This is a genomic window from Allobosea sp. P1_B10, from assembly GCF_056406735.1.
Genome location: NZ_JBFTZP010000010.1, coordinates 1 through 26,692, shown reverse-complemented (window position 1 = coordinate 26,692; position 26,692 = coordinate 1). Strand labels below are relative to the sequence as shown.

General features: G+C 65.9%; 24 protein-coding genes, 4 tRNA genes and 1 pseudogene. 10 read left to right on the top strand and 19 right to left on the bottom strand.

Annotation, left to right across the window (positions count from 1 at the left end):
• Positions 1-19 precede the first annotated feature (19 nt).
• Together AC1D2L_RS19440 and AC1D2L_RS19435 are read right to left on the bottom strand one after the other, a co-directional pair.
• The gene (locus AC1D2L_RS19440) at positions 20-898 is read right to left on the bottom strand and encodes an HpcH/HpaI aldolase/citrate lyase family protein (protein WP_476847544.1); all 879 of its coding nucleotides are present in this window, start codon (positions 896-898) and stop codon (positions 20-22) included.
• Positions 899-905: 7 nt separating this feature from the next.
• The gene (locus AC1D2L_RS19435; protein ID WP_476847543.1) at positions 906-1,403 is read right to left on the bottom strand and encodes a MaoC family dehydratase; all 498 of its coding nucleotides are present in this window, start codon (positions 1,401-1,403) and stop codon (positions 906-908) included.
• A gap of 151 nt (positions 1,404-1,554) precedes the next feature.
• Here AC1D2L_RS19435 and AC1D2L_RS19430 point away from each other — a divergent pair, with 151 nt between their 5' ends.
• A complete protein-coding gene (locus AC1D2L_RS19430) occupies positions 1,555-2,670 on the top strand; it encodes a lytic transglycosylase domain-containing protein (protein WP_476847542.1) in 1,116 nt (371 codons plus the stop codon).
• Positions 2,667-3,881 carry a DUF2336 domain-containing protein gene (locus tag AC1D2L_RS19425; RefSeq protein WP_476847541.1) on the top strand — a complete coding sequence of 405 codons (1,215 nt, stop codon included), beginning with the start codon at positions 2,667-2,669 and terminating at the stop codon, positions 3,879-3,881. The genes AC1D2L_RS19430 and AC1D2L_RS19425 overlap by 4 nt, the downstream gene beginning before the upstream one ends.
• A 54-nt stretch (positions 3,882-3,935) precedes the next feature.
• Here the strand turns inward: AC1D2L_RS19425 and AC1D2L_RS19420 are convergent, their stop codons facing one another.
• The 10 genes from AC1D2L_RS19420 to AC1D2L_RS19375 form a co-directional block, all read right to left on the bottom strand.
• Entirely contained in the window at positions 3,936-5,012 is a 1,077-nt protein-coding gene (locus AC1D2L_RS19420) for a D-alanine--D-alanine ligase family protein (protein ID WP_476847540.1), read from the bottom strand.
• A 130-nt stretch (positions 5,013-5,142) separates the two neighbouring features.
• Positions 5,143-5,916, bottom strand: coding sequence for an NAD kinase (locus AC1D2L_RS19415; protein WP_476847539.1), 774 nt, complete (start codon positions 5,914-5,916; stop codon positions 5,143-5,145).
• Between the two features lie 134 nt (positions 5,917-6,050).
• Positions 6,051-7,037 carry an MBL fold metallo-hydrolase gene (locus AC1D2L_RS19410; protein WP_476847538.1) on the bottom strand — a complete coding sequence of 329 codons (987 nt, stop codon included), beginning with the start codon at positions 7,035-7,037 and terminating at the stop codon, positions 6,051-6,053.
• A gap of 125 nt (positions 7,038-7,162) precedes the next feature.
• A complete protein-coding gene (locus AC1D2L_RS19405) occupies positions 7,163-7,567 on the bottom strand; it encodes a hypothetical protein (protein WP_476847537.1) in 405 nt (134 codons plus the stop codon).
• An 87-nt stretch (positions 7,568-7,654) separates the two neighbouring features.
• Positions 7,655-7,729, bottom strand: a tRNA-Thr gene (locus AC1D2L_RS19400).
• A 133-nt stretch (positions 7,730-7,862) separates the two neighbouring features.
• A complete protein-coding gene (locus tag AC1D2L_RS19395; RefSeq protein WP_476847536.1) occupies positions 7,863-9,110 on the bottom strand; it encodes a hydantoinase/carbamoylase family amidase in 1,248 nt (415 codons plus the stop codon).
• A 172-nt stretch (positions 9,111-9,282) separates the two neighbouring features.
• Positions 9,283-10,563, bottom strand: a complete 1,281-nt coding sequence (locus tag AC1D2L_RS19390; RefSeq protein ID WP_476847535.1) for a TRAP transporter large permease — start codon at positions 10,561-10,563, stop codon at positions 9,283-9,285.
• On the bottom strand, positions 10,560-11,141 hold the full coding sequence (locus tag AC1D2L_RS19385; RefSeq protein ID WP_476847534.1) for a TRAP transporter small permease: 582 nt from the start codon (positions 11,139-11,141) through the stop codon (positions 10,560-10,562). Before AC1D2L_RS19385 ends, AC1D2L_RS19390 begins: the two co-directional genes overlap by 4 nt.
• A 97-nt stretch (positions 11,142-11,238) precedes the next feature.
• A complete protein-coding gene (locus tag AC1D2L_RS19380; protein ID WP_476847533.1) occupies positions 11,239-12,252 on the bottom strand; it encodes a TRAP transporter substrate-binding protein in 1,014 nt (337 codons plus the stop codon).
• A 77-nt stretch (positions 12,253-12,329) separates the two neighbouring features.
• On the bottom strand, positions 12,330-13,343 hold the full coding sequence (locus AC1D2L_RS19375; protein ID WP_476847532.1) for a DctP family TRAP transporter solute-binding subunit: 1,014 nt from the start codon (positions 13,341-13,343) through the stop codon (positions 12,330-12,332).
• Between the two features lie 130 nt (positions 13,344-13,473).
• Between AC1D2L_RS19375 and AC1D2L_RS19370 the strand changes: the two genes are divergently transcribed.
• Positions 13,474-14,223, top strand: coding sequence for a FadR/GntR family transcriptional regulator (locus AC1D2L_RS19370; protein WP_476847531.1), 750 nt, complete (start codon positions 13,474-13,476; stop codon positions 14,221-14,223).
• An 88-nt stretch (positions 14,224-14,311) separates the two neighbouring features.
• Here AC1D2L_RS19370 and AC1D2L_RS19365 read toward each other — a convergent pair.
• The 3 genes from AC1D2L_RS19365 to rlmB all read right to left on the bottom strand — a co-directional run bounded on the left by AC1D2L_RS19365 (position 14,312) and on the right by rlmB (position 17,297).
• A tRNA-Thr gene (locus tag AC1D2L_RS19365) sits at positions 14,312-14,386 on the bottom strand.
• A gap of 128 nt (positions 14,387-14,514) precedes the next feature.
• Entirely contained in the window at positions 14,515-16,125 is a 1,611-nt protein-coding gene (locus AC1D2L_RS19360) for an MFS transporter (protein WP_476847530.1), read from the bottom strand.
• A gap of 365 nt (positions 16,126-16,490) precedes the next feature.
• A complete protein-coding gene (rlmB, locus tag AC1D2L_RS19355; protein WP_476847529.1) occupies positions 16,491-17,297 on the bottom strand; it encodes a 23S rRNA (guanosine(2251)-2'-O)-methyltransferase RlmB in 807 nt (268 codons plus the stop codon).
• Between the two features lie 36 nt (positions 17,298-17,333).
• Here rlmB and AC1D2L_RS19350 point away from each other — a divergent pair.
• From AC1D2L_RS19350 to AC1D2L_RS19335, 4 genes and pseudogenes are all read left to right on the top strand, one after another.
• Positions 17,334-18,007 (top strand): annotated as a pseudogene (locus AC1D2L_RS19350) (AAA family ATPase).
• A 107-nt stretch (positions 18,008-18,114) separates the two neighbouring features.
• Positions 18,115-18,199, top strand: a tRNA-Tyr gene (locus tag AC1D2L_RS19345).
• 151 nt (positions 18,200-18,350) lie between these two features.
• A tRNA-Gly gene (locus tag AC1D2L_RS19340) sits at positions 18,351-18,424 on the top strand.
• A 173-nt stretch (positions 18,425-18,597) separates the two neighbouring features.
• On the top strand, positions 18,598-18,804 hold the full coding sequence (locus AC1D2L_RS19335; RefSeq protein ID WP_476847528.1) for a hypothetical protein: 207 nt from the start codon (positions 18,598-18,600) through the stop codon (positions 18,802-18,804).
• A gap of 40 nt (positions 18,805-18,844) precedes the next feature.
• Here the strand turns inward: AC1D2L_RS19335 and AC1D2L_RS19330 are convergent, their stop codons facing one another.
• Entirely contained in the window at positions 18,845-19,156 is a 312-nt protein-coding gene (locus AC1D2L_RS19330; protein WP_476847527.1) for an Rdx family protein, read from the bottom strand.
• A gap of 207 nt (positions 19,157-19,363) precedes the next feature.
• On the opposite strand from AC1D2L_RS19330, the gene AC1D2L_RS19325 reads away from it, so the two are divergent.
• The gene (locus AC1D2L_RS19325; RefSeq protein ID WP_476847526.1) at positions 19,364-21,235 is read left to right on the top strand and encodes a TRAP transporter large permease; all 1,872 of its coding nucleotides are present in this window, start codon (positions 19,364-19,366) and stop codon (positions 21,233-21,235) included.
• On the opposite strand, the gene glpD is transcribed toward AC1D2L_RS19325, so the two are convergent.
• Together glpD and AC1D2L_RS19315 are read right to left on the bottom strand one after the other, a co-directional pair.
• Complete coding sequence (gene glpD, locus AC1D2L_RS19320; RefSeq protein ID WP_476847525.1) at positions 21,219-22,733, bottom strand: glycerol-3-phosphate dehydrogenase; 1,515 nt, start codon at positions 22,731-22,733, stop codon at positions 21,219-21,221. The two genes, AC1D2L_RS19325 and glpD, sit on opposite strands and share 17 nt — an antisense overlap.
• A gap of 7 nt (positions 22,734-22,740) precedes the next feature.
• Positions 22,741-24,102, bottom strand: coding sequence for a nucleotide sugar dehydrogenase (locus AC1D2L_RS19315; RefSeq protein WP_476847524.1), 1,362 nt, complete (start codon positions 24,100-24,102; stop codon positions 22,741-22,743).
• Between the two features lie 197 nt (positions 24,103-24,299).
• Here AC1D2L_RS19315 and pncB point away from each other — a divergent pair, with 197 nt between their 5' ends.
• Positions 24,300-25,604, top strand: coding sequence for a nicotinate phosphoribosyltransferase (gene pncB / locus AC1D2L_RS19310; protein WP_476847523.1), 1,305 nt, complete (start codon positions 24,300-24,302; stop codon positions 25,602-25,604).
• Positions 25,605-25,628: 24 nt separating this feature from the next.
• Here pncB and AC1D2L_RS19305 read toward each other — a convergent pair whose 3' ends face one another.
• Positions 25,629-26,174: a hypothetical protein gene (locus AC1D2L_RS19305; protein WP_476847522.1), complete on the bottom strand. Its 546-nt coding sequence runs from the start codon at positions 26,172-26,174 to the stop codon at positions 25,629-25,631.
• A gap of 263 nt (positions 26,175-26,437) precedes the next feature.
• Here AC1D2L_RS19305 and AC1D2L_RS19300 point away from each other — a divergent pair.
• Positions 26,438-26,692 (top strand): GTP-binding protein (locus tag AC1D2L_RS19300; protein WP_476847521.1); only part of this gene is annotated, 255 nt, incomplete at its 3' end.

Here is a 26,692-nt window from a genome sequence, read left to right as displayed (position 1 = left end):
TTGAATCGCCTCCGGCCGTTCATTCAGCCAATCTGTCAGCGCGCGCCTTGAGACGCTGCGCCCTTACAAGATGGGGACGATCGATCATTTCGCCATCCATGCCGACGACCCCGAGGCCGGGATTGGCGGCAAACATCGCGATGATCGCATCGGCCTTGGCGAGTTCGGCAGGGCCGGGGGCAAAGATCTCGTTGATCGGCTGCACCTGCGCCGGATGGATCGCCATCTTGCCGGTAAAGCCGTCGCGGCGTGCCGCAATGCATTCTGCGCGGAAGGCGGCATCGTCTCGGAAGTTCGTGAAGACGGTGTCAAGCGCGTCGACCTGGGCCGACGAGGCGGCAAACAGCACCAGCGAGCGGGCTAGCCGGTAGGGATCGGCGTAGCTGCCATCGGTCAGGCGGTTGGTTTCAGCCCCGAGATCGGCAGACAGATCCTCCGCACCCCAGGTCAGGGCGCCGAGCCGGTGGCTCGCGCCAGCGTAGCTGCCGAGCCCAAAGATGCCCTTTCCGGTCTCGGTCGCGATCGGGATGATCCGGGTGGCGCCGTCGGGCAGGTCGTTCTCGGCCTCGCGCACCGCGATCTGCGCGGCGAGGTGGCTGACATCGATGCCGCCTTCGGCCTTGGGCAGCATGATTGCGTCCGGCGCGCCCTGCATGACCGCGTCGAGGTCGGCGGCTGTGAGTTCGGTCGAGAGCGCGTTGACTCGGACGATCAGGCGCGGCCGTTTCGCGAGCGTGCGGGTCTCTGTCAGAAAGGCGAGGGTGAGCCTGCGGGCCTCCTGCTTGGCATCGAGCGCGACGGAATCCTCGAGGTCGAGGATCAGGGCATCGGCGCCGCTTTCGAGGCCCTTCTGCTGCTTGCGGGGGCTGTCACCAGGAACGAACAGAAGTGAGCGCATGAGGTTTTCAGGCCGTAACCGTTTCAGAGGGCGGGAGCCGGCGCATGAAGGCCTGGCGGCGGCACTGGGCCACCAGCGTGCCGTCCTGCTTATAGGCTTTGTGGTGGAATTCGACGATTCCCGCATCGGGCCGCGAGCGCGATTCGCGCTTCGAGACGATCTCGGTGGTGCAATTGATCGTGTCACCCTCGAAAAGAGGGGCTGGGAAGGTGACGTCGGTCATGCCGAGATTGCCGATTGTCGTGCCGATGGTGGTGTCGTTGACGGAGATGCCGATCATCAGCCCGAGCGTGAACAGCGAGTTCATCAGCGGCTGGCCCCATTCGGTCTCGGTCGCACAGAAATGTGCATCGATATGAAGGGGTTGCGGGTTCAGCGTCATGTTGGAGAACAGCATGTTGTCCATCTGGGTGACGGTCCGCGTCAGCCCATGCTCGATCACGCTGCCGACCTCAAAGTCCTCGAAATAAATGCCGCCGCGCTTGTGCCGTCTCGTCTGCGTCATCGATCGAGTCTCCCTGATGGCGACAGCGGGCCGAAAACCCCTGTCGATTCCCAAGTTTAACGGTTCGCTTACCATAATCGGTCCAGTCTCCACAGGCGCTTCCGCGACCTGCGGCAGGCACTTGGCGCGAGGCTTGCGCTCGAGATCGTCGATGTTCCTGTTCACCACGCCGCAGACCCGCGAAGCGCAGACCGCCAATCCGGTCGTCTCGGCCATCCGCGAAGGCGCGGACAAGACCGGGGCCGGGTTCGACTATCTGCTGAAGACCGCCCAGCGCGAATCCGCCCTGACGCCCGACGCCAAGGCGAGGACCTCGAGCGCGACAGGCCTGTTCCAGTTCATCGAGCAGACCTGGCTTTCTATGGTGAAGCAGGAGGGGCCCAAGCAGGGCCTGGCGACCTATGCCGATGCCATCAGCACCAATGAGAACGGCCGCCTGACCGTCGCCGATCCGGCTGCCCGCGAAAAGATCCTGCAGATGCGCAACGACCCGCAGGTCGCGGCCGTGATGGCGGGCGCGCTGACGAAGAAGAACGGCGAGCAACTGACCTCATCGCTCGGCCGCCAGCCCAACGCCGGCGAGCTCTACATGGCCCATGTACTCGGCTCGCGCGGCGCCACCGAGCTGATCCAGGCTGCGGCCAACGATCCCGGGCGCGTCGCCGCGAAGGATTTTCCAGACGCAGCCGCTGCCAATCGCAGCATCTTCTATGACAAGGCCGGCCGGGCCCGCACCGCGCAGGAAGTCTATGGCGTGCTGGCCGCCAGCCACGCCAACACGCAGCTTGCCGCGACCACCGCCCCCGCTGCAGCCAGCGCGAGCACGCCGGCGAGAGGGCAGGGCGCCGACCAGCCAGCGGAGATTGCCGCGGCGCTCGCGCCCGGCCGCGCCAAGGGGCTTATCGGATTGTTCTCCACCGAGGGATCGCGCGAGCCGGTTTCAAAGAGCGTCGCCAACCTCTGGACGACGCCGCGCACCGGAGACTCTTCAAGGCTTGCCGCCGTCGAACCCTCGGCACGCTATTTCCCGCGCCAGACCCAGGCGGCCGAGCCATCTGTTGCCGCCACCGGCAGCGCAGTGGCCAGTGGCGCCGCTGCGGCTGCTGCGGCTCCCGTCGCAGCAGCCGCATCCGTCGCCGCTCCGCTGCCGCCGGCGCGACCCGTCGAGTTGACGCAACCCGCTGCTGCGCAGGCCAAGACCGTTTCGCGCTCCCAGCGCCAACCTTTGGACCTGTCCTCCTTCATGATGACCCGGGGCCGCACATGATTGTTCGCCGCTTCCTGCTCTGGGCCCGCACTGCCAATGCCGAAGCGCGCGCCGCCGGCGCTGGCGCACTGGCCGGCGCCTATCTGCGCTCGGGCATGGCAGACGAGGACAGGCTCGAGGCCGAGACTGCGCTGATCGCGCTCGTCGACGACCCTTCGCCGCTCGTACGCCGCGCGGTTGCCGAGGAAATGGCATCGTCGAGCCGCGCACCGCGGACCCTCGTGCTGAGCCTCATCGCCGATCCCGGCGATGTCGCTGCGCTCGTGCTCGCTCATTCGCCGGTCCTGAGCGAAGCCGATCTGGTCGATGCCGCCGCTGTCGGGGACGATCTGGCGCAGCGCGCCATCGCATTGCGGGCGAACCTTCCGGCCGGCGTCTGTGCCGCGCTGGCCGAGGTCGGCTGCGAGGAGGCGCTGATGACGCTGGCCGGCAACCCAACTGCTGACATTCCGGATTTCTCGCTGGAGCGCATGGTCGAGCGCGCGGGTGCCTGTGGGGCGCTGCGCGAAGCGCTGCTCGCCCGCCGCGATCTGCCGACGGGCTTGCGCCAGGCCATCGCCGGAATGGTCTCCGACGCGCTGGTCAGCTTCATCACCGGCTGCGGCTGGCTGACTCCCGAGCGCAGCGCCAGGCTCGCGCGCGAATCGACCGAGCGGGTCGCTGTCGCACTGGCTGCAGGAGGCCACGAGAGCGACGCAGCTGCCATCGTCGAGGTGCTGCGCGCCAATGGCCGGCTGACGTCTGGACTGATGCTGCGCTCGCTGCTTTCAGGTGAGCCGGCCCTGGCCGAGGCAGCGTTCGTGACCCTGTCGGATCTGCCGTCGCGCCGTGTCGCCGCGCTGCTGCGCGACAAGCGTGGAGCGGGGCTGAAGGCGCTCTATCGCAAGGCCGGGCTGCCGGACGCGTTGCAGCCTGCGTTCACCGCGGCGATCACCGCGCTGAACCAGAGGGGATTCGATGTTCCTGGCCGCGGGCGGGGCGTCGACCGCTCCATCCTGCGCGAGGTGCTGATCGCCTGCGAAGCGCTCGACAGCGCGGAATCCCATTCCCTGATGGGCCTGCTGCGACGGATGGATGCCGAGGCCGCCCGCGAAGAGGCGCGCGCCATGGCAGACGGCTTTGCCGACGATGCGGCCTTGGCCTATCTCGTCGAGACCGATCCGGCACTACTCGTGGAACTCGAGATCGGAGATATCCGGCAGGCGGCCTGACGGACTGCTTGCCTGCTGGACGGACATATTCCGACGTGCCAGCGGCGGAGCGCGTCAGAGAGCTCGGCCAGCCCGCGCCAGCCCATGCGCCACCAGGCGGTCGATCACTTCGGCATAGGCCACGCCGCTCGCCGCCATAGCCTTTGCGTACATGCTGATATCCGTGAAACCCGGGATCGTATTGATCTCGTTGACCAGGATGCGCATGTCGGCCGTCACGAAGAAATCGACACGGGCCATGGCGTCGCAGCCCAGCGCGCGAAACGCCTTCTCGGCCATCTCGCGCATCCGGGTCTCGACGTCACTGGGCAGTTCGGCGGGGACTTTCAGCAGCGCGCCGTCAGCGTCGATGTATTTGGCGTCGTAGCTGTAGAAGCCGTGGCTCTCGGCGGGCACGATCTCGCCGGGACGGGACACGAACAATGCACCCGCGGTGTCCTCGAGCACGCTGCACTCGATCTCGCGGGCATCGATGAACTCCTCGGCCAGGAGCTTGCCGTCGTGCTTGAAACCCTCTGCAAGAGCCCGCTCGTAGTCCTGCTCGCTCGCGACCTTGCTGACGCCGACGGAGGAGCCCTGCCGCGCTGGCTTGACGAAGATCGGTAGCCCGAGGTCGCCTTGCAGTTCGGAGAAGGCGGGCAGGCTATCGGGAACGATCGTCACGGAACGGGCGGCGGGCAAGCCAGCGTCGATCAGCAGCCGCTTGGCGATGACCTTGTCGAGGGCTGTCGCCGAACCGAGGATGCCGCAACCCACGAGCGCCACGCACGCGACCTCCGCAAGGCCCTGCACCGCGCCATCCTCGCCGTGCAGCCCGTGCAGGACGGGGAACAGCGCATCGATTTTCGGCAGCTCGTGCATCGCGCCATCCGGCGGGAGCGCGATCATGCGTCCCTCTCCGCCGGGCAGGAGCGAGACCTCAGTGCCGGTCGACGGGCGCGCCAGCACCCCATCCTCGAAGCGGCTCAGCAGCCAGCGGCCATCGCGGGTAATGTAGATTGGGACAGCGTCGTATTTCGCCGGCGCCAGGGCCATCATGACATTGGTCGCCGAAAGCACCGAAACCTCATGTTCGGCTGATCGCCCGCCGAACAGCACTGCCATCCGCACCTTGCCGGCTGTCGTAAACATGGTGTCCCTCAAGCTGAACCGTCGGTCGCCAGCTGTGACGAGACCGCTGGCGCGAGTGTCGGGCGGTGATGGTTAAAAATCCCTGCCAGCCCGGGTTCCCATCGTGCCGCCGCAGGCCATGTCGCGCGCCTCAGTAGCCGAATTGCTCGCGCAGGATTCGCTCGTCGAGGCTGTGGCCGGGGTCGTGGAGCATGACGAGGTCGACAGTACGGTCGATCGCGATGGTGACCGACACGACGTTCTCGATCTGGGTGTGGTCGGCGACTGCGCTGACGGGGCGCTTGCCAGGTTCCAGCACCTCGATCATCACCTTCGCGTGGTCCGGGAGGAGGGCGCCGCGCCAGCGCCGGGGCCGGAAGGCCGAGATAGGCGTGAGCGCGAGCAGGGGGGCATCGAGCGGCAGGATCGGGCCGTTGGCCGAAAGGTTGTAGGCGGTCGAGCCGGCCGGCGTGGCCAGCAGGACGCCATCGGCCACAAGCTCCGTCAGCCGGACCTGCCCATCGACGGAGATGCGCAGCTTGGCCGCCTGATAGGAGCGTCGCAGCAGCGAGACCTCATTGATCGCCATGGCGTGGACTTCGTAGCCGTCCTGGTCGATGGCATGCATCGAGAGGGGGTGGACGACGCTGCGCTGCGCGGCTTCCAGCCGCTTGCTCAGGCCGCGCTCGCGAAACTCGTTCATCAGGAAGCCGACGGAGCCGCGGTTGATGCCGTAGATCGGCTTGCCGGTGCCCAGGAAGCGATGCAGCGTCTGCAGCATCAGCCCGTCGCCGCCGAGCGCGACGATGACGTCGGCTGTCGCGGGATCGGCATCGCCATAGCGTTCGGCGAGCTTGACCAGCGCCGACTGCGCTTCCTCCGTGTCGCTCGCTATGAAGGCAATGGCTTTGAAACGCTCGGTCATCGCGGGCCCTGGATCCAAAGCGCCTGAAGAAGGAGGCCGTGCTTAGCACGTATGACGCGCGCGCCGCGAGACGCCGAAGACGTTAAAAAGGCCGGGGTGATGCCCCGGCCTTGAGGATCCCCGAGGGGAGTTGTTCAGATCGCGGGGGTCCACTGCACCGGTACGAGTTCGTAGCCGTTGCCCGATTTTGCGATGTGGCCGGTCGCCGGGAACGGCGCGTGATAGAACGCCACCTGCATCCTGTCGGCCGAGACCATGTCGAGCAGCTTGCGGCGCGTCGCCACTGCCTGCGGGCCGTCCATGTCGAAGATCGCGGACCATTCCGGATTGCGCACGAAGAGCGCGGGATGGTTGGTCGTGTCCGACATGATCATCAACTTGCCGTTGCCCGATGACACGGCGAAGGCGGTGTGTCCGGGGGTGTGGCCCGGTGCGGCGACTGCGGTGACCCCCGGCAGGACTTCCTTGCCGGCCTCGAACTGCTTCACATCCTTGGCGATGGGCGAGAAGACGCGGCGCACGCCGGCAAAAGCGCCCTTCATACCCTCGGGCGCGGCGCTCATCTTGGCGTCGTCCATCCAGTAGGCCCATTCGGCGGCAGGCACCATGACCTCGGCAATGGGGAATACCGCCGTGCCGTCCTTGAGGCGGAAGCCGTTGATATGGTCGCCGTGGAAATGGCTGAAGACGACGCTCGTGACGTCCTTGGGGTCGAGGCCGGCAGCCTTGAAGTTGTTCATCCAGGTGCCGGAGGTCGGCGCGCCGGAATCGCCATTGCCGGTGTCGATCAGCGAGAGTTTGCCGCCCTGCTGGATCGCCAGGGTGGTGAAGGTGATGTTGAGGGCGTCGGAGGGGAGGAAGGCCTGCTCCATCGCCTTCTTGATGTCGGCGAGTTCCGCATTGCGTACGAAGCCTTCCAGCGGTCGCTTGCCGAAGCCGTCATTGATGGCCGTGAGCGTGATGTCGCCGATCTTGTAGCGATAGAAACCCGGAGCCTGGTTCATGCCTGTTCCTTGCGCAGAGGCCGGACGGAGGCCGGCGGTGGGTTCGAAAGATGCGGTGGCGGCTAGAGCGCCAGCCCCGGCGATGACGGTGCGGCGCGATGGTTGGAAGCGCTTCATGGGTGTTCCTCCTCGGCTGCGTTCAGCCCGGTGCGAACCTAGATGGAGAATTGATCAGGCGTTCAACCATGACGTGATGCCGCATGGTCAACTTTGCGTGATCGTCCGCGGGGGCCGTGCGATCGTCACGGTGCATCCTCGCGTCGTGCGAAGGCCCGCAGCATAGCGGCGCAGAGCGCCAGCGAGCCGATCACGCCATTGCCCGGGCATTCGGCCACGATTGCCTGGAAGGCGGCGACATCCTCGCCGATCAGACATTGCAGGCTCCAGTTCCAGCCGGGAGCCTTCTGGCGCAGGATTGCGACGGCGACATCGATGTCCCCGCTGACGAGCCCGAGCGCCTTCCACAGTGCGCCCTGCTGGTAGATGCCACCCGCCGGCGCGCGGCGGCTGACGAGATGGGTCGGCTTGCGGCGAACGGTGTAGCCCAACGCCTCGTAGATGTCGGCGTCGAGGGCGCGGTCGGGCTTCCGGGCGGTCTCGCAACGCTCCGCGAGGGCGAGAAGGGTCGCCGTCCTGTCCTCGTCCATCGCCTTCTGTCCAACCGATGCGTCGATCACGGGTGCGCGGGCCACGTTCGCATGAGCAGGCCTGGACCGGGCCAGGCGGGGAGAGGGTGGTGCCGGTTGAGGGGATTGAACCCCCGACCTTCGATTTACAAAACCGCTGCTCTACCGCTGAGCTAAACCGGCTTTCCCAAGGACTAGATCATCCTAGGCGACAGGTGAATGGCTCGCGCGAGCGATAGATGGAGCAGGCCCGATTCAACGGTTTACGGCGCTCCCCTTATGGCATCCCATTAGGACCAGCAACCGGCTCCAGCCGTCAGTCCAGCCTCTCGTCGAGACGTTCCACGGCGCCGAGCAGGGCGCGGGCACCGTCCCCGGCCTGGCCGGGCTCGATCAACTCCTCCGGTGCATGGCTGCGCCCTTCGAGGCAGGGCACGAAGATCATTCCGACAGGCCCCATGCGCGAGACGAAGACGCCGTCATGACCGGCTCCGCTCGGCAGGTCGCGTGTGCCCATGCCGAAGGAGAGGGACGCCTCGGCGATCGCCGCGCGTATGGCGGGGGCGCAGGCTACCGGCGCGACATGGCTGATCGGCTCGGCGCGTGCGGACACACGCAGCGCGTCGAGAGCAGGGCGAGCCTCCTTCAGAAGGGTCTCGCCGAAGGCGCGGACGGCGGCCTCGTTGCCGGAACGGACTTCAAGCGTCAGCACGGCTTCGCCCGGTACGGCATTGGCGGCGTTGGGCGAAACGTCGATCTTGCCGAAGGTCGCGACCAACGGCTGGGCTTCGCCCGAGGTCCGCATCGCCTTGTGGTAGGCGAGCTCAATCAGCCTGGCGGCGCCGACCAGCGCATCGCTGCGCAACGGCATGGGGGTGGCGCCGGCGTGGTCCGCGCGACCGGTGACGGTGATGCGCTCGCGCCGGATGCCGACGATGTCGGTGACGATGCCGATCGGCTTGCGTTCGTTTTCGAGAATGCGGCCCTGCTCGATATGGACCTCGACATAGGCCGCGATCGAGCCCGGCCCACGCGCCGTGCCGGCGATGTCATCGGGGCGGCCGCCGACATAGGCGATGCCTTCGCGCAACGTCATGCCGTCAGCGCGGCGAAAGGCCAGGTGCGCGTCAGTGAGGGCGCCGCTCATGGCGCGGCTGCCGATACAGGACAGGGTCAGGAAGTCGCTTGGTTCCTCGGCCAGGAAATCGACGACCTCGATCGGGTGGCGCGGGCGCCTGTCGCTCTCGATCAGCGATTGTGCGACTTCGAGCGCTGCGAGCACGCCCAGTATGCCGTCATAGCGGCCGCCGGAGGGGACGGTGTCGGAATGAGAGCCGATCAGGATCGGCCTGAGGCCCTGCTCGGTGCCGTCGAGGCGTCCGAGAAGGTTGCCGCCGGCATCGATGGTTGTCGCAAGACCGGCCTCGCGGAACAGGGCCTCGAGCCAGGCACGGCCCTCGAGAAAGCGGGGGGTAAAGGCACGGCGCGTCCAGGGGCGATCGGGCTCGGTGATCGCCGACAGCGCTTCTATGCGATTCCAGAGGCGGTCTTGGTTGATCGACATGAATCCTCGGCATGAGGTCGGGCGGGCCAATCATCCGCGCATGAGGCAGGCTGCGCGGCAGCGGAGAGGTCGGCGGCCGACCCTGCGTCGCCAGATGCCACGATCTCCGGGACCAGTCCATGCCGCTCGGCGAGGCATTCCGGCAGGAACGCCTCGCCGGTACTTGCTGCGCTCAGCGTGACATCATCGCCAAAGGCCACATCACGATCTGCGGGAAGATCACCAGCAGGACGAGGACCGTGATCTGCGCGATCATGAAGGGCATGACGCCCTTGATGACACCGGTCATCGGGACCTTGGCGACGCCGCAGACGACGTTGAGCACGGTGCCGACCGGCGGCGTGACCAGGCCGATGGCGTTGTTCATGATGAACAGCACGCCGAAATAGACCGGGTCGATGCCAGCCTGTTTCACCACCGGCATCAGCACAGGCGTCATGATCAGCACGGTCGGTGTGAAGTCGAGCGCCGTGCCGACGATCAGCACCATCAGCATCAGCACCGCCGTCATGAGCATCTTGTTGCCCATGAAGGGCGCGACCATGTCGGCGACCTGCTGCGGGATATTGGCCGTCGTGATGAGCCAGGCCGACACGCCGGCCGCGGCAACCAGGAACATGATCACGGCGGTGGTCTCGGCAGCGCGATACATCAGCCGGAAGAGGTCCGAGAACTTGATCTCCCGATAGATGAAGAGGCCGACGAACAGCGAATAGGCGGCTGCGATCACGGCGGCTTCGGTCGGCGTGAACATGCCGGCCTTGAGACCGCCGATGATGACCACCGGGAGGACCATGGCCCAGAGCGCGTTGCGCGTCTCGACCATCCGCTCGCGCATCGTCCGCTTGGGCTCGACGCGGGGCTTGTCGCGGATGATGCTCCAGCGCCAGGCCAGCATGATCGCGACGCCCATCATGATGCCGGGCACGATGCCCGCAATGAAGAGCTTCGTGATCGAGACACCGCCGGTCACGCCGAAGATGATCATGCCGATCGAGGGCGGGATCACCGGCGCGATGATGCCGCCGCAGGCAATCAGGCCGCAGGAGCGGTTGATGTCGTAGCCGGCATTGCGCATCAGCGGAATCAGGACAGAGGCGAGCGCGGCGGTGTCGGCGACAGCCGAGCCCGAGAGCGACGCCATGATCACGGCGGCGATCACCGCGACATAGCCGAGGCCACCGCGGATATGGCCGATCCAGGCCATCGCCATCGTGATGATGCGGCGTGTCATGCCGCCTGCATTCATCAGTTCGCCGGCCAGCATGAAGAAGGGGACTGCGAGCAGCGGGAAGCTGTTGGCGCCGTCCCACATGTTCTGGATGACGATCTGCGGATCGTCGATGCCCATATAGGCCATCATGGCGAGTCCGCAGCCGATCAGCGCGAAGGCGACCGGCATGCCGAGCGCCATCAGGCCCAGCAGGGAGGTGATGAAGACGAAAACGATCATGGCTTGGCACCTCCGGCCATGTGTGGCGTCTTCAGGTCGCGCTCGGCCTCGAGCCCTTCGGCGAGGCCTTCCTCGTGGACGTCGATCAACTCGTTGTCGGGGACCTTGCCGAGCGCCAGGCGGATCAGGTTGGCGGCGCAGATGATCGCGATGGCTATGCCGGTGACATAGCTGACGCCGTAGACCCAGAGCATGCTGAGCTGCGCGACCGGCGAGGCATTGCCGGCGATGATGTCGTGCTGCATCCAGGTGCCGTAGAAGATGAACAGCGCGCAGACGAACATGATGACCTGGCTGATCGCCCAGCAGACCTTGCGGCCGAAGACCGGAAGCGCCTGGACCACCATGTCGACGCCGAGATGGCTGCGGCGGTGAAGGCCGATGATGCCGCCCAGGAACGTCATCCAGACGAATGCGAAGCGCGGGATCTCCTCCGAGAGGTCGATGCCGGTGTTGAAGAACAGCCGCAGGACGACGTTCCCGAACACCATGACCAACATCACGCTCATACAGAGCACGAGGATGATTTCGATCAGGCGGTAGAACCCGCCCACTATTGTATCGAGCAATTTGCTCATCTGGCTCACCTCACCGGCGTGCGACGGGATCGGCCCTTGGCTGGCCGGCGAGAACGCGGATGCGGCCGGCAAAGGCCGGCCGCATCGCGATGTCGACTTAGTTGGAAGCGCGGACCTTCGCGATCTCGGCGATGAAGCCGGAGACGAACTCGTCGCCGATCTGCGCCTTGAACTTCTCGATCACCGGCTGGACCTTGTCCTGGATCTTCTTGAGTTCCTCGGTCGAGACCTCGTCGACGGTCATGCCGGCTTCCTTGAACTTGGTGATCACCTCGCGGTCACCTTCGTCGAGAAGCTTGCGCTGCAGCAGCCCGGCCTCGTCAGCGGCCTTCTGGAGGCCAGCCTTGTCTTCGGCCTTCAGGCTGTCCCAGAACTTCTTGGAAGCGACAAGCGCCACCGGCGTATAGACGTGGTTGGTCAGCGAGATGTGCTTCTGCACCTCCTGCATCTTGTTCGCGTACATGTGCTGCAGCGGGTTCTCCTGGCCGTCTAGAGCCTTCACCTCGAGCGCGGTGAACACTTCCGAGAAGGCCATCGGGACTGCGTTGGAGCCGATGCTCTTCCAGGTGTCGAGCGCGACCGGGTTGGCCATTACGCGCAGCTTCAGGCCGTTCACGTCAGCGGCGGTCTTCACCGGACGGCGGCTGTTGGACAGGTTACGGAAGCCCATTCCCGTCCAGGTCAGTCCGACGAGTCCGCTCGGGGCGATCTTCTCGAAAATCAGCTTCGACGAGGGGCCGTCGAGAACAGCGTAGACTTCCTTGGTGTTCTGGAAGAGGAACGGCAGGTCCCAGACCTGGACTTCCTTCACGCGCGTCGAGAGGGGGGCGAGCGTCCCGATGTAGAGTTCCTGGCTGCCGGCCTGGACGGCCTGCAACTGCTTCTCGTCGCTGCCGAGCATGGCGGAGTGGAATGCCTGAAGCTTGACGTTTCCGTTGGTGTAGGTGCTGGCGAGCTCGACGAACTTGTTCACCGCGGTGGCCTGCGGGTGGGTATCGGGCATCGCGTGCCCGACCTTGCCCTTGACCTCGGCGAAGGCGGCCGTGGAGGCCAGCAGAGTCGCGGCAAGGGCGGCAATGAAGCCGGATCGCGTCACAGAAGTACCAATCATCGTTTCAACTCCCAATTCGATGCTTGTTGATGGGCGTGCGCTATACCCGGCTTCGCCGGGCCTGCAAATGCGGCCGGTCATTTCCGCTGTTTATTGATCTCGCCGTAGAAGTCCTTGACGAAGGAGGCGCCGATGACCTCGGTGTTCTTCTCGATGACGGGCTGGATCGCCTTGCGGATGGCGTCGAGCTCGGCAGCCGGCATCTCGGTCGCGACCATGCCCTTGGCCTGCAACTCCTTCAGGACCTCGCCGGCCTCCCGCAATTCGACCTCGCGCTGGAAAGTGCGCGTGGACTCGGCGGCTGCCTGGACGGCGGCCTGTTGCTGCGGGCTCAGCGATGTCCAGAAGCGCTTCGAGGCCACCAGCGCCACCGGCGTATAGACGTGGTTGGTGACGGTCAGGTGCTTTTGGACCTCGAACATCTTGTTGGCGTACATGTCAACGAAGGGGTGCTCGTAGCCGTCGAGCGCCTTGGTCTCCAGAGCCGTGTAGACCTCCGTGAAGGCCATCGGCACGGCGTTCATGCCCATGGCATTGAAGCTGGCGAGCGCCATCGGGCTCTGCATGACGCGGACCTTCAGGCCCTTCATGTCGGCGAGCGACGCCACAGGGCGTCTGCTGTTGGACAGGTTGCGGAATGCGCCGCCGGCCCAGACCAGGCCCTGCATGTTCATGTCGGAGAGATTGTCGAGCAGGCGCTTGCCGGCCGGTCCGTCGAGGACGGCAGCGGCCTCCGCATCGCTGGAGAACAGGAAAGGGAAGTCGAAGATCTGCAACTCTTTCTTGCGCGTCGCGATAGGCGAGAGCGCGCCCATGTAGAAGTCGACGGTGCCCGACTGGACGGCGATCAGCATCTTCTCCTCGGAGCCGAGGGTGGCGTTGCTGAAGACCTCGACCTTGACGCTGCCATTGGTGGCCTTGGCGACCTCCTCGGCAAAGCGCTTCATCGCCGTTGCGCGGGGGTGCGAATCCGCGAAGGAGTGCCCCAGCTTTGCTGTCTTCACGTCCTGGGCGAGAGCCGGGATCCCCATCGCAGCGGCCGATACGGCTGCGGCGGACGCAAGAACGGTGCGGCGGGTGAGATTGGTCATACGGTTCCTCCAGTCGTTGAAGCGCGCTCTTCGCGTTGCCCGGCGGCGCCATTCCCGGCCAGATAATGGGACGCCTGTCAGGTTGTCAAACAACTGACAGCGTGCCAGAATCGGAGATCGCGGGGGCGCCATGTTGCTGTCATCTATCGGATCACGACCGAATCTCGCCGCCGACGCAGCAGCCGCCATGGCACGCTCGATCCAGAAGGGGCAATTGCAGCCCGGTGCGCGCCTGCCGTCCGAGACGGAGCTGGCGAGACAGCTCGGGGTCAGCCGGCCCGTGGTTCGAGAAGCGATCGCCTATCTCAAGGCCGACGGTCTTGTCGAGAGCCGGCGGGGCCTGGGCCTGTTCGTCAATCAACAGGATTCTTTCCGCCTGCGCCGCGCTGAGATCGCAGCCTCCGAAAGCTCGATCCTCGTATTTCTGGAATTGCGGCTCGGGCTCGAGGTCGAGGCAGCCCAGCTCGCCAGCCTGCGCCACACTGCCGAGGACCTGGCGCGGATCGAGGCCGCCGCGGCGGCGATGAACGAGGCGGACGACCGGGGCGCCGAGAGCGCCGCGCACGACCTCGCATTTCACATCGCCATCGCGACCGCGGCCCAGAACCACCTGTTCCTGTCGGTTCTCGAATTCGTGTCGAGCCCCTTGCTCAGTACGATCAAGAGCATGCGTGACAAGGACCGCGGGGACCGCAGCAACATCGAGATCCGCCGCGCCGACCATGCGGCCGTGCTCGACCGGATCCGGGCGCGAGACCCTGACGGCGCCGGCGAGGCGATGCGCAAGCATATCGGTGAGTCCTACCGCAGATACGCGGCGCAGATCTTCGAGGCCGGCCACGCTCCGGCTCACCCTGCCTTGCAGTTCGAAGAAGGTTAGAGGCTCCGGACGGGGCCTGCGCGCCAGCGCGAGGCTGCGGCGAGCGGCGCGGCGTCTGTATCTCGGAGCGATCTCGGATGTCGGGGGGTGGTGCCGGCGGAGAGGATTGAACTCCCGACCTTCGGTTTACAAAACCGCTGCACTACCGCTGTGCTACGCCGGCGCCCCACTGTGTGACGAAGCGGTTATCAGCCCATCGCGCCGAGAGCAAGGTCCACCGCCCTTCAAAAGAAAAGCCCCGCCTCGAGGGCGGGGCCTCCGTGCCGGGCGCAAAGGCGCCGGCGGCTTGCGTTACGACTTGTAGATGTCGCGATCCTTGGTCTCGGGCAGGAAGATCAGGCCGACGACGAAGGTCATCAGGGCGATCGTGACCGGGTACCAGAGGCCGGAATAGATGTCGCCGGTCGAGGCCACGATTGCGAACATCGTCGGAGGCAGGAAGCCGCCGAACCAGCCGTTGCCGATATGGTAGGGCAGCGACATGCCGGTGTAGCGGATGCGGGTCGGGAAGAGTTCGACGAGCATCGCGGCGATCGGGCCGTAGACCATCGTGACGTAGATCACGAGGATGAAGAGCAGGCCGATCATCGACCAGAACTGGGCGTTCAGGCCGTTGGTGACGTTGACGATCTTCGGGTCGTTCGCCTTGGGATAGCCGGCGGCCTGGGCGGCTGCGAGGCTGTCGGCGGCGAAGGTCGGGCTCACCGCCACGTTGTTCCCGCCGATGGTGACGGTCGTGGGGGTGCCGGCAGGCGCGTTGACGAGCTGGTAGTTCAGCGAGGAGCGGGCCAGCGCCTGGCGAGTCACATCACAAGGCGACGTGAAGGTCCGCACGTTGACGGGGTCGAACAGCGAGCCGCAGGTCGCGGGATCGGCAGTGACGACGACCTTCACGTTGTCATGGGCATTGTAGAGCGTCGGATTGCCGACCTTGGTCAGGGCGGTGAAGAGCGGGAAGAAGGTCAGCGCCGCGATCAGGCAGCCGCCGAGAATGATCGGCTTGCGGCCGACCTTGTCGGAGAGCGCGCCGAAGAACACGAAGAACGGCGTACCGAGCAGGAGCGAGGCAGCGATCAGGACGTTGGCGGTGGTACCGTCGACCTTGAGGATCTGGGTCAGGAAGAACAGCGCGTAGAACTGGCCGGCATACCAGACGACGGCCTGGCCGGCGGTGCCGCCGATCAGCGCGATGAGGCCGATCTTGGCATTCTTCCACTGGCCGAAGGCTTCGCTGAGCGGGGCCTTCGAGAGCGTGCCCTCGGCCTTCATCTTGGTGAATGCAGGCGATTCCTGCAGCTGGAGGCGGATCCAGATCGAAACGCCAAGCAGCAGGATCGAGAGCAGGAACGGCACGCGCCAGCCCCAGGCTGCGAAGTCGGCAGCCGACATGCTCAGGCGAAGCGCCAGGATGACGATCAGCGACAGGAACAGGCCGAAGGTGGCCGTGATCTGGATGAAGGAGGTGTAGAAGCCGCGGCGATTCTGCGGGGCGTGCTCGGCGACATAGGTCGCGGCGCCGCCATACTCGCCACCGAGCGCCAGGCCCTGAAGCAGGCGGCAGCAGATGAAGGCGATCGGCGCTGCGATGCCGATCGAGGCGTAGCCAGGAAGCAGGCCTACGACGAAGGTCGCGATGCCCATCACCATCATGGTGACGAGGAAGGTATATTTGCGGCCGATCAGGTCACCCAGGCGGCCGAAGAACAGCGCGCCGAACGGACGAACCGCGAAACCGGCGGCGAAGCTCAGCAGCGTGAAGATGAAGCCCGCGGTCGGGTTCACACCCGAGAAGAAGTTAGCCGAGATGTTGGCGGCGAGAGAGCCGGCCAGATAAAAATCGTACCATTCGAAGACGGTACCGGTAGACGACGCAATGATGACCTTTTTCTCTTCTTTGGTCATCGGGCGGTGTGCCGCCCCCACTTCGGAATGTGTTGATGCCACGCTCATTGCGCGTTCTCCCCTGCTCGATCCCCAGCAGCCGGACGATCCAGGCCACCTGCTCGCTTTGGCTCGTTTTCTGACGGACGATGCCAATCACGCCGGAAAGCGGGAAAACCCAGCATTCCAGTCTGGCGCAGACGATTGCGCTGACATGCCCGATTGTGCAATCAGGCACTTGGTCTTGCATCGTTCGTCTTACGACTAAGGGCTGATTGGAGTTTCGCGCGCGTGAGGCAGCGCGTTATTGGCCGATCTGCGGCCAATACTTCAGTCGCTCCAACCCGTTGGCGCGAGGCGTGGCGGGTTGGAGCGGGAAACCTGCGTCAGCGGCGGCGGCTGGCAGCGTAAAGCGCGATCGCGGTCGCGTTGGAAACGTTGAGGCTGGTGATCGTGCCGGGCACCTCGAGGCGCGCGACCTGGTCGCAGAGTTCGCGGGTGCGCTGGCGCAGGCCCTTGCCCTCGGCGCCCATCACCATCACGAGCGGCCGACGCAACTCGACTTCATCGAAGGCGACGTCGCCATCCGAATCAAAGCCGATGCGTTGGAAGCCGCGCTTCCCGAGCTGGTCCAGGGCATCGCCGAGATTGCGCACTGCGATCAACGGCACATGCTCGAGCGCGCCCGATGCCGATTTGGCGAGCACGCCGGTTGCGGCCGGCGAGTGCCGGATGGTGACGATCACCGCCGCGGCCGCAAACGCCGCGGCCGAGCGCAGGATCGCGCCGACATTGTGAGGGTCGGTGATCTGGTCGAGCGCCAGCACGATGGCGTCGTCGGGCAGGCTGTCGAGATCGGGCGAGGGCAGGGGATCGCAGACCAGATAAAGGCCCTGATGGACGGAATCGGGCGTCAGCAGCCGGTCGATCTCCGAGGGCCGCACCAGTTCCGCCTCGACAGGCAGGTCGCCGATCTCGTCGGTCAGGCGCTTCAGAGCATTCTCGGTGGCGAGCAGGCGGCGATGGCGCCGCTTGGGATTGCGCAGGGCCTCGATGACGGGGTGCACGCCGTAGAGCACGGCCTCGTCGATATCGCCGGGACGGTGAGGGAGGGTGCCATCGGCGCGGCGCTGCGGCCGGCCGCCATGGGAGCCGGATGGTTTTCCGGATTTGGGGCGGAACGGCGCGGGCATCGATGATCTCCTGGGAACCAAGGGCTACGCCCTGCCATGGCTATCGGCGCTTGGCCAGTGCGCACGCGCGTGTGCCGGGCACAAACCCGCAAATCGACGCGGCGAGGCAGCTTGCAGACGCGTCGAACCTACAGGGAGACAGGCATGACCGATAGCGAGCGATTCGTGATCGTCACCGGGGGGCCGGGCGCCGGAAAGACCACGCTCATTGCCGAACTGGCGCGACGCGGCCTCGCGACCTCGCCGGAAGCTGGGCGGGCCGTGATCCGGGACCAGCGTGCCGTCGGCGGGGCCGGATTGCCCTGGATCGACCGCGCCTCTTCGCCGAGATGATGGCCGCGTTGGACGTCGAGGCCTATGAGGCAGCGGGCGCGTTGTCCGGCCCCGTGGTCTTCGATCGCGGGTTGCCCGACGTCATCGGCTACCTGCGACTCTGCGATCTCGCCATTCCACCTCACCTCGATGCGGCAGCGAAACGGCTGCGCTATCGGCGCGAGATCTTCGTCGCTCCACCGTGGCGCACAATCTACGAAAATGATGCCGAACGCCGGCAGGATTTTGACGAGGCCTGCCGGACCTATCAGGCGATGATCGCTGTTTATCGCGATTATGGCTATGAATCATGCCTGCTACCGCTGCTGGATGTCCCGGAACGGGCGGAATTCCTCCTCGAACGTATCGGTGCAGGGCGCGATCGTGAGACGGCGTAAGGGTTGACAGGCAAATGCTCGGTCACCATAAGTCCGCCCACGCCAGTCGCCCGGCACGCAAGTGACCCGGGCGGTGCCCGCCGACCTCGTGTCGGCGAGGCGTGGGCGGGGGAATGTCCCGAGCGGCAAAGGGGGCGGACTGTAAATCCGCTGGCTATGCCTTCGCAGGTTCGAGTCCTGCTTCCCCCACCATCCCTCCTTCTGGCCGTCCTTTCGGGGACGCTGCCAGTCGAGAGGCTGAAACGCCGACCTTCGGCAATCTGGTCACAAGCTTCTTTTCAGCAAAACGTTCAGCTGGGACGGCTTGACTTCCGGGCGGTCCGCAGGGAATTTGGCGCCGGTCGCGGGTGTAGCTCAATGGTAGAGCAGCAGCCTTCCAAGCTGAATACCAGGGTTCGATTCCCTGTACCCGCTCCAAACTCTCCAACCAGTCCTGCTGAATTTTTGACGCCGTTGCCGCGATTGCGGCGACGCGCCTCCGGCCGCCTGTCGGCTGATCGCGAATCTTCTCCTCTATAGCCAGTCGGTTTTGCGCTCGATCAAAGCAGCTCTACCCCCGACGCAATAGACGCCTCGTATCGGTAAGGGACATGATGCTGTTGACGATTGCTGTGAGCCTGGGGATGGCCTTTGCCGGTCTGGTTGGCTGGGTTTGCGAGCGGGTCTTCCGGGACAAGGCATGGGCGCAATGCCCCCTTCGCAACGGAAAATCCTGCGATTGCGGCATTCGCAGCGCGAATTTTAGCGATATCTGTCGCGATAGGACGTCAGCGCGCCTGAAGATCACGGCGCGCTGACAATGTCGGCGGAATGCCCGCCTCGGCGCCCTGTGGGGTCTCAGACGGCTTTTCGTCCAGCGCCGTCGAGATGGCCGAGGTCGCGGGTCGGGTCGAGCCGGTCGCGGACGCGCTGCTTCAAAGCCTTGACGTCGGGAAAGCCCTCTTCGGCGACGCGATCCCAGATCAGAACGTCGTCGTAGTGGATCTGGAAGACGCCACCCAGCCCCGGGCGCAAGGCGACCTCGCCGATATCGGCGCCGAAGGTGTGCAGCAGTTCCTGGCTCATCCAGGCGGAACGCAGCAGCCAGTTGCACTGGGTGCAATAGGTGATGGCGATCCGCGGACGACCGTCTTTCAGCACTTCACTCATCGGCTTTCACTCCAGAAGGGCAGGGCGACGAATCGATCCGCGCCGGGATGGCCCATGTTTGCGAGACGCTCTTGCCGCCATCTCCCTTCGGAGACAAGCCGGAACGGCGACCGCGAACGGCGGCGGGCTCGCATTCGAGCCGTGAAGGAGATGGCAGAGCGGGCCGGTTGACGCTATCGACGACGGACCCGCCGCCGCAGCGACACCATGCCTGATCCGATCCGCCTGTCCCAATCGACCCAGCCACCGCCCCTGCCGACACGGTCGTCCGCGGCACTCGGCAGACTGGTCGCCGCGCTCGAGATCCTGGGCGCAATTATCCTCGCCGGGCTCTTCGTCGTGGTGATGTTGGCAGTGCTGCGCCGCTATGTCTTTGGCGGAGGCCTGGTCTGGTCGGATGAACTGGCGATCTGGCTCAACGTTGCGCTCGTCGCGGTAGGGGCGCCGCTTGCCGCGACCAGTGCGCTCGCGATGCGGCTCGATGTGATCGTGCGGCTCCTGCCCGAGCGAGGCCAGCGCATTGCGGCGATCTTTGCCGACGCTGTCGCCGTGCATGGCTCGCTGGTGCTGGCGCTGGGCGGCGCGAGCGTTGCCGCCATGATCGGCGGAACCTCGACCGTGCTCGGCCTGCCCGAGAGCCTCCGCTTCGGGGCCTTTGCGGTCGGCGGCGGCCTCACCGTGCTTGTCGTGCTCTGGCGGGCCGCGCTCGACCGCTCGCTCGCATCGGCGCTGGCATCGCTGGTGCTGGGCGTCGCTCTGTATATGGCGGCGCAGTCGTCCACCGGCCTCTATCTCGCGGCGCCGAGCCTCGTCGCTGCCGCTGCAGCCGGTGTCGGGCTGCTGCTTGGCGCACCGTTGCCCTATGTGCTGCTCGCCGGCGTTTCGCTTAGCGGCGCCTTTGGCGGCATGCTGCCGGAGCCGGCCATCGTCCAGAACACGGTGTCGGGCGTCTCAAAGTTCCTGCTGCTTGCGATTCCATTCTTCCTGCTGGCCGGCGAGCTGCTCACCAGTGGCGGACTTGCCGAGCGGCTGGTGCGCTTTGCCGCCTCGCTGGTTGGGCATATGCGGGCAGGGCTGGCGCAGACCGCGCTGGTGGCAAGCGTGCTGTTCTCAGGCGCCTCTGGCTCCTCCGTCGCCAATGCGGCATTCGGGGCCAAGGTGATGGCCCCGACGCTGGTGGCGCGCGGCTATCCGCCGGCCCATGCGGCGGCGATCGTGGCCGGCGTGTCGATGCTGGACAACATCATCCCACCCTCCATCGCCTTTCTGATCCTGGCGACGGCGACCAACCTCTCGGTCGGCTCGCTGCTCGTCGGCGGCTTCGTGGCTGGCGGTGTGCTGGCGGTGGCGCTCGCGATCGGCATCCACCTCAGCGTCCGCGACGTCGTCGATAGCGCACCGAAGGCGAGCACGCAGGAGCGTGTCTCCTCCTTCGTTGGCGCGCTCCCGGCGATTGGACTCGGCGTCGTCGTGGTCGTGGGAATCCGCTTCGGCGTGGTCACGGTTACGGAGGCGTCTGCGCTGGCGGTGGCCTATGCCCTGGTCACCTGCCTCGCGCTGCGCAGCCTCACTGCCGCGTCCGTCTTCAGCGCGCTGCGCAAATCGGCCACCGAGGCGGCGGCGGTGGGGATGCTGATCGGCGCCTCTGCGCCCTTCGCCTTCCTGCTCGCGCTCGACCGGATTTCGGACCAGATGGCGGGTCTGGTGACCTCTCTCGGCGGCGGCCCCTATGCGGTGATGCTGCTGGCCAATCTGGTGCTGCTGGTCGCCGGGCTGTTCCTCGACATCGGCGCGGCGATCCTGCTGCTGGCGCCGCTGCTTCTGCCGGTCGCGATCGCGGCGGGGCTCGACCCGATCCAGTTCGGCGTCATCCTCGTGGTCAACCTGATGATCCACGGGCTGACGCCGCCGCTGGGTATCCTCGTCTATGTCGTCAGCGGCATCACGCGCGTGCCGGCAAGCGCCGTGTTCCGGGCCGTATTGCCGCTGCTGGGCACGCTGCTGGTTGCGCTGGCCGTGCTGTCGCTGGGCGCAGCGGCCTGGCCGACGCTGCCGGCCTGGCTCAAACTGTCGCTGTGAGCTCTGCCTGCATGAAGGCGTCCAGGGCCTCGTGCTGCTCGGGCGTCAGGCGCAAGCCCAGCTTGCTGCGCCGCCACAGCACGTCGGCAGCGCGACGCGCCCATTCGGCGCGCATCAGGTAGCGCACTTCGCGCTCGTACAGGTCAGCCCCGAAATGCCAGCCGAGATCGGCCGGGCCCGTGGCACCATCAAGGAGGTCGCGCGTCCGTGTACCGTAGGCGCGCACCCAGCGCGCCACGGTCGGCCGCGCCAGCCACGGGTTCTGCGTCGCGATCTCGCTTACGAGCGCCTCAAAACCCGTGACCGGAAAGTCGCCGCCCGGCAGCGTGCCATCGACCGTCCAGGGTGCGCGCGCCGCCCAGGCAGCGTGAGGCGCGAGTTTCTCCAGCGCCGATTCGGCCAGGCGCCGATAGGTCGTGATCTTGCCGCCGAAGACGGAGAGCAGCGGCGCCGAGCCCTCGGGCGCATCGAGCGTCAGCACATAGTCGCGCGTCGCCTCCTGGGCCTTGGAGGCGCCGTCGTCATAGAGCGGGCGGACGCCGGAGTAGGTCCAGACGACCTGATCGGGCGTCACCGGGTCGCGAAAGTACTCGCTCGCCGCGTCGCAGAGATAATCGATCTCGGCAGGAGACGCCTTCGCCTCGGAGGGCTTGCCGCGATAGTCCTGGTCCGTGGTCCCAATCAGCGTGAAGTCGCGCTCATAGGGGATCGCGAAGATGATGCGGCCGTCCGCGTTCTGGAAGATGTAGCAGCGGTCGTGCTCGTAGAGTTTTGGCACGACGATATGGCTGCCCTGCACCATGCGAACCGCCGCCTTGGTGTTGGAGCGCACGATCCCACCGAGCACCTCGCCGACCCAGGGGCCGGCTGCATTGACGAGTGCCTTCGCCAGCACCGCCTCGCGGTCGCTGTCGCTTTCCGTGACGATGCGCCAGAGGTCGCCTTCGCGGTCGGCCGAGACGACTTTCGTGCGGGTCCGGATGACAGCGCCGCGCACCGCCGCGTCGATCGCGTTCAGCACAACGAGCCGGGCGTCCTCGACCCAGCAGTCCGAGTATTCGAAGGCCTTTGCCCGGTCGTCTTTCAGGGGCCGGCCGGCGGGCGCCTCGGCGAGGTCGAGCGTCTTCGTCGCAGGCAGCAGTTTGCGCCCGCCGATATGATCGTAGAGGAACAGGCCCAGCCGCAGCAGCCAGGCGGGGCGCAGGCCCGCGTGATGGGGCAGGACGAAACGCAGCGGCCAGATGATGTGCGGAGCGATCTTCCAGAGCCGTTCGCGCTCCATCAGCGCCTCGCGCACCAGCCGGAACTCGTAGTGCTCGAGATAGCGCAGCCCGCCATGGATCAGCTTGGTCGAGGCTGACGAGGTTGCGCTGGCGAGGTCGTCCTGCTCGAACAGGATGGCCGAGGCGCCACGCCCGGCGGCGTCGCGGGCGATGCCGCAGCCATTGATGCCGCCGCCGATGACGGCGAGATCGTAGATAGGCTCGGCGCTGCTCATGGCCCTATCAAGCCTTGAAGATGGTCGCCGCCGCAAGGCCATGCCGTGCACAGGCATTGCGCGTATCCACCACGAGCTTCGCATGGGCGACGATCAGCCCGTAGTCGACGTCGTCATGATCTGTGGCGATCAGCACGGCATCGACGGATTGGAGCGTCGCTGAATCGAGGTTGACGCTGGCGCGGGCCGCGAGGGCGCCGTGCTTCCGCGACGGGCGGATCTCGGGGATGAAGGGGTCGTGATAGAGTGCGGTGGCGCCGCGCGCCTCGATCAACTCGATCAGCTTGAGGGCAGGGCTCTCGCGCATGTCCTCGATGTTCTTCTTGTAGGCGAGGCCGATCACGAGGATTTTTGCCCCGCTGAAGCTGCGCCCGAGCTCGCGATCGACGAGTTCCGCCAGCCGGTCGACCACGAGATAGGGCATGTCGGTGTTGATCTGGCCGGCGAGCTCGATGAAGCGGGTCGCGATGTCGTATTCGCGCGCCTTCCAGGTCAGGTAGAACGGGTCGATCGGGATGCAGTGCCCGCCCAGCCCGGGGCCGGGATAGAACGGCATAAAGCCGAAGGGCTTTGTCTTGGCGGCGTCGATCACCTCCCAGATGTCGATGCCCATCGCCGCGTAGACCTGCTTCAGTTCGTTGACGAGCGCGATGTTGACCGAGCGAAAGATGTTCTCGGTCAGCTTCACGGCCTCGGCCGTGGCTGTCGAGGAGACCGGGACTGTCCTGACCACGAGGGCACTGTAGAGCGCATCGGCCATGGCGAGCGCGTCGGGGCCGTCGCCGCCGACCACCTTGGGAATGTCCGAGGTGCCGAAATGGGCGTTGCCGGGGTCCTCGCGCTCCGGCGAATAGGCGAGGAAGAAGTCGCGGCCGCTCTTCAGCCCGCTCGTCTCCTCGAGAATCGGCCGCATCAGCTCGTCGGTGGTGCCGGGATAGGTCGTCGATTCCAGCACGATCAGCTGGCCCGGCCGCAGCGTTCGGGCGATCGCCTCCGTCGTCTGGCGGACATAGGACAGGTCCGGCTCGCGATGGCGCGAGAGTGGTGTCGGCACGCAGATCAGCAGGGCGTCCGGCTCGGCCATGCGGCTGAAATCCGTGGTGGCGACGAAGCGCCCGGTGGCGCTGCTCTGCGCGATCAGCTCCATCGGAATGTGCCTGAACGTGCTCGATCCGGCGTTGATCTCGGCGACATGGGCGGCATTGATGTCGAAGCCGACGACGCGCAGGCCCTGCCGCAACGCGGCGAGCGCCAGCGGGATGCCGACATAGCCCAGCCCGACAATGCCGAGCACCGCCTCGCGGTCACGGATGCGGGCGATGAAACGCTGGGCGTCCTGCGAGCGGGGGTCTTGAGAAACTGAGTCCAAATCCGGCTCCCGAACGTCCCGCGCAAGGCTGCGCACCGTCTTCGTGCTCCTTGCCGAGTTGCCTGGACCTGTCAACGCTCCCAGTCCCCATGCGTTAGCGATGCTGACGGCCTGCCTGAAGCGAGGCTGTCAAATCCTAGCGATCTCGCCTAGTCCTGTCACAACCGAGCCCTGTCACCGGACCCGACGCCACCGCCATGATCGTTACCGATATCGCGACGCGAACCTATAATCACGGCTGGCGGCTCGACCCCATCATCCGCAGCCTGCTCGATACCGACTTCTACAAGCTCCTGATGCTGCAGATGATCCGGGCCTTCCATCCGGAGGTCCAGGTCACCTTCTCGCTGATCAACCGCTCAAGGCACATCCGGCTGGCGGAGATCGTCGACGAGGACGAGTTGCGTGCGCAACTCGATCATGCCCGCTCGCTGCGCTTCTCGAAGAAGGAGCTGATCTGGCTGGCCGGCAACAGTTTTTACGGCAAGACCCAGATGTTCTCGCCGGATTTCATCGCCTGGCTCGCCGAGTTCCGCCTGCCCGAATACGATCTGCGTCGCGTAGACGGTCAGTACGAGTTGCATTTCGAGGGGCCATGGACCCACTCGACGATGTGGGAGGTGCCGGCGCTCGCGATCATCAACGAGCTCCGGGCGCGCCGCGTCATGAACGGCCAGAAGCGCTTTTCGCTCGATGTCGTCTATGCCCGCGCCAAGGCCAAGATGTGGGACAAGGTCGAGCGGCTGCAAAAACTGCCGAATCTGCGCATTTCCGACTTCGGCACACGCCGGCGCCACGGCCACCTCTGGCAGCGCTGGTGCGTCCAGGCCCTGAAGGAGGGCTTGGGTCCGGCCTTCACCGGCACATCCAACGTCCTGCTGGCGATGGACAACGATCTCGAGGCGATCGGTACCAACGCACATGAGCTGCCGATGGTGCTGGCCGCGCTTGCCGACACCGACGAGGCGCTGCTGCGTGCGCCCTATCGCGTGCTCGACGAATGGCGCCAGGTCTATGGCGGCAACCTGCTGGTGGCCTTGCCGGACGCTTTCGGCACCACGGGTTTCCTCAGGAATGCGCCGGACTGGGTCGCCGACTGGACCGGCTTCCGGCCCGACAGTGCACCGCCGATCGAAGCCGGCGAGGAGATCATGGCCTGGTGGCGGGACCGTGGGCAGGACCCCAGGGAGAAGCTGCTGGTCTTCTCGGACGGGCTCGATGTCGGCGCGATCGAGCGGGTCTATCACCATTTCGACGGCCGGGTCCGCATGGCATTCGGCTGGGGCACCGACCTGACCAACGATCTCGTCGGCTGCTCTCCCGACGGCTCGCGCGCGCTCGATCCGATGTCGCTGGTCTGCAAGGTCTCCAAGGCCAACGGCCGGCCGGCGGTCAAGCTCTCGGACAATCCCGAAAAGGTCTCTGGCGATGCCGATGCCGTGGCGCGCTATCGCCGCGTCTTCGGGGTGTCCAGTGCGCCGAAGAGTTCGGCGGCGAAGTGATGCGTGCGGCAGGCAGCGCCCGCCTCAGGGCATGATGACGGGGACGGCGCTGCGGTCGATCTGACTTGCCGTGGCGCTGGCCGTGAACGCCGCATCCGGCACGATCTTGTATTTCGGCATCGCGCCCGCCTGGATCTGCGTCATCGACAGGATGCGGGTGCGTTCGCGATTCGAAATGCTCGCGCTGCGCTTGATGTCCTCAAATGCGCTGGGCCGGAGCGTGGAGCCGCTCTCGCGCAGCACGAGGACTCGGTCGGGAAGGACGACGATGTCGCCGCGGCGCAGGGTCTCGTCCTTGAGGTACCAATAGGGATCGGTCGCCGGATCGAGGGTGGACTTCTGCAGTGCGACGGGCGGTGCTTCCTTGGGCACGGCGAGCTTCTTCCGGCTCGCCTTCTTGCGCACCGTGACGCTCAGCGGGTCGGGCTCGGGCTCGATCTGGCGCATCGGCCCTGCAGGCCTGCCGAACAGGGCGTCGAGCAGGCCGGCCTGCACCGGGGCGGTCGCGAGCAGGACGATCGATGCGGCGAGCAGGAGCTTCGAAGGTAGCGACGAGATGGAACGCGACATGTTGTTATCCGAAGCGAAAGCCTGCCGCGATATGCCACGCGCCCGTTAATTTGTAGAGGCTGCAAATCCCGACAATCTTAGCTTTTGCCCAGAATACTGGCCTCCTCCCGTCTTGGCGCGCACACGCGACGCGCCCATGACGGGAGGCGTTTTCTGAGGTCGTTGCGTGACCGCGCCAGCCATATCTTGCATCTGCTTGCAAAACCCCCTAATGCGACCGCGTTTTCCGGCCCGGAGTGGCCGTCTTCGAGGGCAAGGGTGTCATGGCCAAAGAGAAATTCGCGCGCACGAAGCCGCATTGCAACATTGGTACGATTGGTCACGTCGACCATGGCAAGACGTCTTTGACGGCTGCGATCACGAAGGTTTTGGCTGAGTCTGGCGGCGCGTCGTATACGGCGTACGACCAGATCGACAAGGCGCCTGAGGAGAAGGCCCGCGGCATCACGATCTCGACGGCGCACGTCGAGTACGAGACGGCAGCGCGCCACTATGCGCATGTCGACTGCCCCTGCCCC